This window comes from Synechococcus sp. R6-5 (assembly GCF_047461775.1).
Lineage (GTDB): Bacteria > Cyanobacteriota > Cyanobacteriia > Thermostichales > Thermostichaceae > Thermostichus.
Genome location: NZ_JANSHV010000019.1, coordinates 1 through 5,022, shown reverse-complemented (window position 1 = coordinate 5,022; position 5,022 = coordinate 1). Strand labels below are relative to the sequence as shown.

7 protein-coding genes are annotated in these 5,022 nt (G+C 57.6%); 2 read left to right on the top strand and 5 right to left on the bottom strand.

Annotation, left to right across the window (positions count from 1 at the left end; translation table 11 throughout):
- Positions 1-145 precede the first annotated feature (145 nt).
- The 4 genes from NW818_RS01010 to NW818_RS00995 all read right to left on the bottom strand — a co-directional run bounded on the left by NW818_RS01010 (position 146) and on the right by NW818_RS00995 (position 3,234).
- Positions 146-373, bottom strand: coding sequence for an indolepyruvate ferredoxin oxidoreductase subunit alpha (locus NW818_RS01010; RefSeq protein WP_011434056.1), 228 nt, complete (start codon positions 371-373; stop codon positions 146-148).
- A gap of 390 nt (positions 374-763) precedes the next feature.
- The gene (gene mreD, locus NW818_RS01005) at positions 764-1,408 is read right to left on the bottom strand and encodes a rod shape-determining protein MreD (protein ID WP_414423590.1); all 645 of its coding nucleotides are present in this window, start codon (positions 1,406-1,408) and stop codon (positions 764-766) included.
- Positions 1,386-2,138, bottom strand: a complete 753-nt coding sequence (gene mreC, locus NW818_RS01000; RefSeq protein ID WP_414422513.1) for a rod shape-determining protein MreC — start codon at positions 2,136-2,138, stop codon at positions 1,386-1,388. The genes mreD and mreC overlap by 23 nt, the downstream gene beginning before the upstream one ends.
- Before the next feature lie 67 nt (positions 2,139-2,205).
- Positions 2,206-3,234 (bottom strand): rod shape-determining protein, encoded by a 1,029-nt coding sequence (locus NW818_RS00995; protein WP_414331964.1) that lies wholly within the window; start codon positions 3,232-3,234, stop codon positions 2,206-2,208.
- Between the two features lie 291 nt (positions 3,235-3,525).
- Here NW818_RS00995 and NW818_RS00990 point away from each other — a divergent pair, with 291 nt between their 5' ends.
- Together NW818_RS00990 and NW818_RS00985 are read left to right on the top strand one after the other, a co-directional pair.
- On the top strand, positions 3,526-3,660 hold the full coding sequence (locus NW818_RS00990; protein WP_414342828.1) for a hypothetical protein: 135 nt from the start codon (positions 3,526-3,528) through the stop codon (positions 3,658-3,660).
- A 31-nt stretch (positions 3,661-3,691) separates the two neighbouring features.
- Positions 3,692-4,105: a VOC family protein gene (locus NW818_RS00985; RefSeq protein ID WP_414342826.1), complete on the top strand. Its 414-nt coding sequence runs from the start codon at positions 3,692-3,694 to the stop codon at positions 4,103-4,105.
- On the opposite strand, the gene NW818_RS00980 is transcribed toward NW818_RS00985, so the two are convergent.
- A complete protein-coding gene (locus NW818_RS00980; RefSeq protein ID WP_414413113.1) occupies positions 4,102-4,695 on the bottom strand; it encodes an SAM-dependent methyltransferase in 594 nt (197 codons plus the stop codon). The two genes, NW818_RS00985 and NW818_RS00980, sit on opposite strands and share 4 nt — an antisense overlap.
- Positions 4,696-5,022: the final 327 nt, after the last annotated feature.

Genomic DNA, 5,022 nt, shown 5'->3' with positions numbered 1-5,022 from the left:
CGCAACGCTATTGCTCCGCAACGCTGACACGACGACGCGAAGACGCGACTAACGTTCTAGGTGTGGGTGCAGCGTCCTGGTTGGAATTGAAATGATTGTAATTCTCGTTGAATCCCAGCGTGTGGCCAGGGATGCTTCCCTGGAATTAGCGGGGCACTCGCTGCAGATGCGGCTTTTCCTCCGGCAGAATAGCGCCTTCTACGGGGCAAACCTGTAAACAGATGCCACAGTCGATGCAGGTGGAAAACTCAATCCAAAAGTAGTCGGTGCCTTTGGCATTTTTGGTATCGCCGGGGTGGATGCAGGCAACAGGGCAAGCCTCTACACAGTCGGCCACACCTTCACAGATATCGGTGACAATTGTATGCGGCATGGATCCCTCCCAATGATTGCTCTAAGTCAAATTCTAAGTGCAGTTGCCACAAGGTCAGCCTTGACGTCGCCTGCGCTTCCTATGCTTTTGACTTTTTGATTGAGATGCGCGACATTAGCCCAAAGCTGTCTGAAAAAGATGGGGCTTATATCCCAGTCCTGGGGTTCATTTTAGGCCAAAATTGCTCCCCCCCCGACGAGAAGTTTTCCAGATCGTCGCTTTTTCTGACCAGCGCAGCGCCAATGCAAAAGAAGTAGAATGCCGGAGCGAGCCGGCAAATGGGCTCCCACCGCCTCGAGAGTTCTTTCTTGCCAAAAATGCCAAGGGACATACTCTGCTTTGGCCTAAGTTTTAACCGAAAGGTAGGATGATTTGCCACAAAACCAAAGGCTAAACCTCTCTGGGATCCCGCTCTTGAGACTGCCACCAACGGCTGAGGGGCCAATACAAAGCGGGTGCCCAGAGGCTACTTAAAATAGCAGACGTGAGGGCATTGCGTTGATGGTTCCACCAGATGCTCTCCAGAGAACGGGGGCCATCGCCACCAATGTTGCCGAAAAACCGAAGGGAGTTCTCCAATCCATCCAGCAAGGTTTGCGTTCCTGCTGGATCCAGGTCATCGGATCCCTGCGAGGCCACGAGCCACATCCATTGCAGTGCCATCAAGGTTTCGGCGATCACCACCATACCAAAAACGATCAAGGCCACCGAGATAAAGTCTTCTTGCATGTAGCGTTGTTTTTGCAACTTGGCGGTGAGGATCCCAACTACAGCCAGCCCCAGCGCATGGGTAGGACAAGGGCTGGTCAGCGCATCTTGCAGAAAACCCAGGGTGACCCCGGCAACAGCCCCCTGCCAAGCTTTGCGCCGCACACTCCAGCACACCACCCAGATCAAGGGCCAATCTGGGGTTAAGCCTGCTAGCTCCAAGCCCGGCCCTCGCCACCAAGGGGCCACTGCTGCCAGCAATCCCGACAGGACAGTCACCAGCCAGTTAAGGTGAGACTTAAGCTTAGGAATCAGAGGGTTGAGCATAGCGGTAGATCAAGGCCCATTCCAAGAGACCCAGCGGCGCCGACAGTTCGACAGTGGCTTGAGGGGCAGGGCTGGCATCCAAGTTGACCGCTCGAACCGTTCCCACCACAACCCCGGCTGGGTAAAAGCTGCTCAGGCCCGAGGTCACCACCACATCCCCCACCTCTACTTTGGGGGCCTTGTCGAAAAAATCCAAAATGGCGCTCTGGGTGCCCGTACCCCTCAGGATGCCCATGTGTCGGCTGCGACTCAACATCACCCCAACACGGCTGGTGGGATCGCTGATCAGGAGCACTCGGCTGGTGTTGGGCGTGACCGACTCAACTCGCCCGATCAACCCGCCCGGCGCCATGACTACATCTCCCACCCTGACTCCATGCCGGCTGCCGCGGCTGAGGGTGAGCTGTTGCCACCAGTGATCGGCGCTGCGACCCACCACGGCTGCTGGGATCCCCGCTTGGGGCATTTGCTCGGTAAATTGCAGCAGTCGCTTCAGCTCGCGGTTTTGGTACTGCAACTCGGCTACCAGGGCTTGCAGCTCACGGTTAGCGGCCTGGCTGAGCACCGCAGCGGGATCCACAGGCGGACGGGCTGGAGCAGTGATCCAACTGTACAATTCCACCAATAGGGATCCCTGGGTTTGGCGCAGGCCCAGCGCTGCCCCCATCGCCAAAGCAGACAGGAGCAACCCCAAGCCGTAGCGCCTCCACCATTGGCGTAGCCGATTCAAGCAATACCTCTCCGACCCACTCGACTCACACCTCAAATCAGGAAATCAGGGAGAGGGAGAAGTGCCTCTAGCCCTTGAAGCTGCCGCTCAACACTCGACCCAAGGTTTTGAAATCCTCCAAAACTCGCCCTGTACCGAGCACCACACAACTGAGGGGATCCGGGGCAATGTGAACCAAGATCCCGGTTTCATGGCTGATCAGGGCATCTAGACCCTTGAGCAAGGCTCCTCCCCCGGCCAGCATGATGCCTCGGTCGATGATGTCGGCAGCCAATTCCGGTGGAGTGCGCTCCAGGGTGCGCTTAATGGCTTCCACAATCACCGAGAGGGGCTCGGCCATGCTCTCGCGAATTTCGGTGCTCTTCACCGTGACGGTACGGGGTAAACCCGAGAGCAGGTGTAACCCGCGCACTTCCATGGTCAGTTCCTCTTGAATTGGGTAGGCGGAGCCAATCCGAATCTTGATCTCTTCAGCGGTGCGCTCCCCGATGGTGAGGTTGTGGACTTTTTTCATGTACTGGACGATGGCCTCGCTCAGCTCATCTCCCGCTACCCGCACGGACTCGCTCAGCACGATCCCCTGCAAACTGAGGACGGCTACCTCAGTGGTGCCGCCGCCAATGTCGATGATCATGTTCCCAGTGGGCTCTTGCACCGGCAGCCCGGCCCCGATTGCTGCTGCCACCGGCTCATCCACCAAATACACCTCCCGCGACCCAGCTTGGAGAGCGGCTTCCATCACCGCCCGTCGCTCCACCCCGGTCACACCGCTGGGGATCCCAATCACAATGCGGGGAGCAATCAGGTACCGGCCCTCGTGTACGCGGTGGATGAAGTGTTTTAGCATCATCTCCGCCGTGTCGAAATCGGCAATCACCCCATCTCGCAGAGGACGCACCGCTACAATGTTGCCGGGGGTACGGCCCAACATTTTTTTGGCATCTTCCCCCACAGCCAGGGGTTGCTTGGTGTTTTGGTCGATGGCGACCACAGAGGGCTCTTGCAGGACAATGCCTCGCCCGGCCACGTAGACCAGCGTGTTGGCAGTGCCCAAATCAATGCCCATATCACGGGAAAATCGGCTGAATAACCCCACGGTAAGTCGCTCCAGTCTTGATTTGGGAAGAAGCAGCAAGCTTTGGTACCTACTATAGTCTAGTTCTGCAAGAGAATCTCCCCCGAAGAGTGGGAATCTGCTCCAGAGAAACCGGCTATGGCTGTATCCCAGCCAGCTGTGGAAGATCGAATTCGCCGCTAAGGTGCAATCCTGTTGTGATTCGGGATCCCTCGTGCCTAAGGTTGCCATTGCTCCAGCCGGCTATCCGGCCATCGCCCCCTATTCTCCCGGCGTGAAGGTGGGCAAAATACCCTCTACATCTCGGGCACATTGGCCCTGGATCCGGAGGGCAAGACGGTGGGATCCGACATCGCCACCCAAACTCGCGTGGTGTTGGAGCTGAGTGACATCCTCCCGACGCTCACCCTGCGGGTACAGCGCGGGGCTTCTCGGCAGTTTAGCTAAGATAGACCAACCCGGTCTTTTGGCGGTTGCGATGCAGCTCTCTGGTGCCTTGGTTAGCGTGGCTACCCTGGACTTGCCTCGTCTACAACGCTTCTATCGGGATCTCTTGGGGATCTCTCCCCAAGTCCAGCTCCCGACAGAGGGGGATCCGGTGTACGTAGAGTTTCGTCTGCCAGGGTTGCGGCTGGGCCTCTATCGCAGCCGTCATCTCGATGGTGGTGCCCAAGCCGCAGCGGTGAGCCTCTGCCTGCAGGTGCAAGATTTACAGGGATCCCTGACAACACTGGAAGGGTTGGCGGGAGCTTATCAGCTCTCCATTTCCCCCCTGCGGCAAGCCTTTCATGGACAGGAGGTGGATTTTCGGGATCCCGATGGCAACCGGATTGTGCTGCACCAGCCCTCTGCTGCTTTTGAGGAAGCGACGGCCTGGGATCCCCAGGGTTAGATTCGCCAGAGATAGATGGTGTAGGTGTTGATAACATCCGATACAGTGGTGGTGGCGGTGGGGAGCCAATCTCCCATGTCGAAGGAGTGGGTGACCAGACGAGCGCCGGGCCGAAGCTGGGAGCGCAGCTTGTCTCGGATCAGCAGGTGGGAGCGGGGCAGCAAATAGCAGCTCACCACCGTCGCCGGGGTTAAGTCCAGAGTGAGCAGATCCTGCTGGAGAAAAGTAACTCGATCCTGAACTTGGGCTTCTCGGGCCCGCTGTTGGGCTTCCAGGATGCGCTCCGGGTCGATATCCACTCCCATGCCCTGTGTGCCAAAGCGCTGCGCCGCCCGGATGAGAATGCGGCCATCCCCACAGCCCAAGTCGTAGAGAGTATCCTCGCTCCCCACCTGGGCCAAATCCAGCATGGCATCGACAACCAAGGGCAAGGTGCGCACATAGGGGGCCAAGCTGATTCCCTCTGGACTTTGCGGGTTGGGCTGGCATTGGAAGAAGGGATCCCTGCCCACCGAGTTCTGACCCAGCTTAGGTTTGAAACCGCGGGGCACCAAGGGTTGATTCCGAGAAGAGCGGTTTTCTCTGTTCATCAAATATTCTCATCAATTTCCCATCAGTCTATCAACCTGTCGCAGTACAGAGCCCCTGCCGTTCTACTGGGTGGAAAGTCACCGCCAATTGCGTCGGCTCAAGTACAGTCTACTAAGGGGTTATGGGATACACCTGTATGGTCATTTTCAACAGGAATGAAACATCTCCGTTCCATTGCTCTCTAACTCCCCTCTCCCTCTGGAGGGGCTGGGGGAAGCGGCGCGGAGCGTCTGGGCAGCGGCGGGAGTATCTCAATCGAGTCTGGAATGACTATGAACCTGCTTGTTCTAAACCTCACTGGGGTCAAGCCTCGGAAACACGATTTT

Bases quoted from the DNA above. Each gene is read 5' to 3' on its own strand.
- NW818_RS00985 (WP_414342826.1), top strand. From the start codon at position 3,692: ATGCAGCTCTCTGGTGCCTTGGTTAGCGTGGCTACCCTGGACTTGCCT.
- NW818_RS00980 (WP_414413113.1), bottom strand. From the start codon at position 4,695: ATGAACAGAGAAAACCGCTCTTCTCGGAATCAACCCTTGGTGCCCCGC.
- NW818_RS01010 (WP_011434056.1), bottom strand. From the start codon at position 373: ATGCCGCATACAATTGTCACCGATATCTGTGAAGGTGTGGCCGACTGT.
- mreD (WP_414423590.1), bottom strand. From the start codon at position 1,408: ATGCTCAACCCTCTGATTCCTAAGCTTAAGTCTCACCTTAACTGGCTG.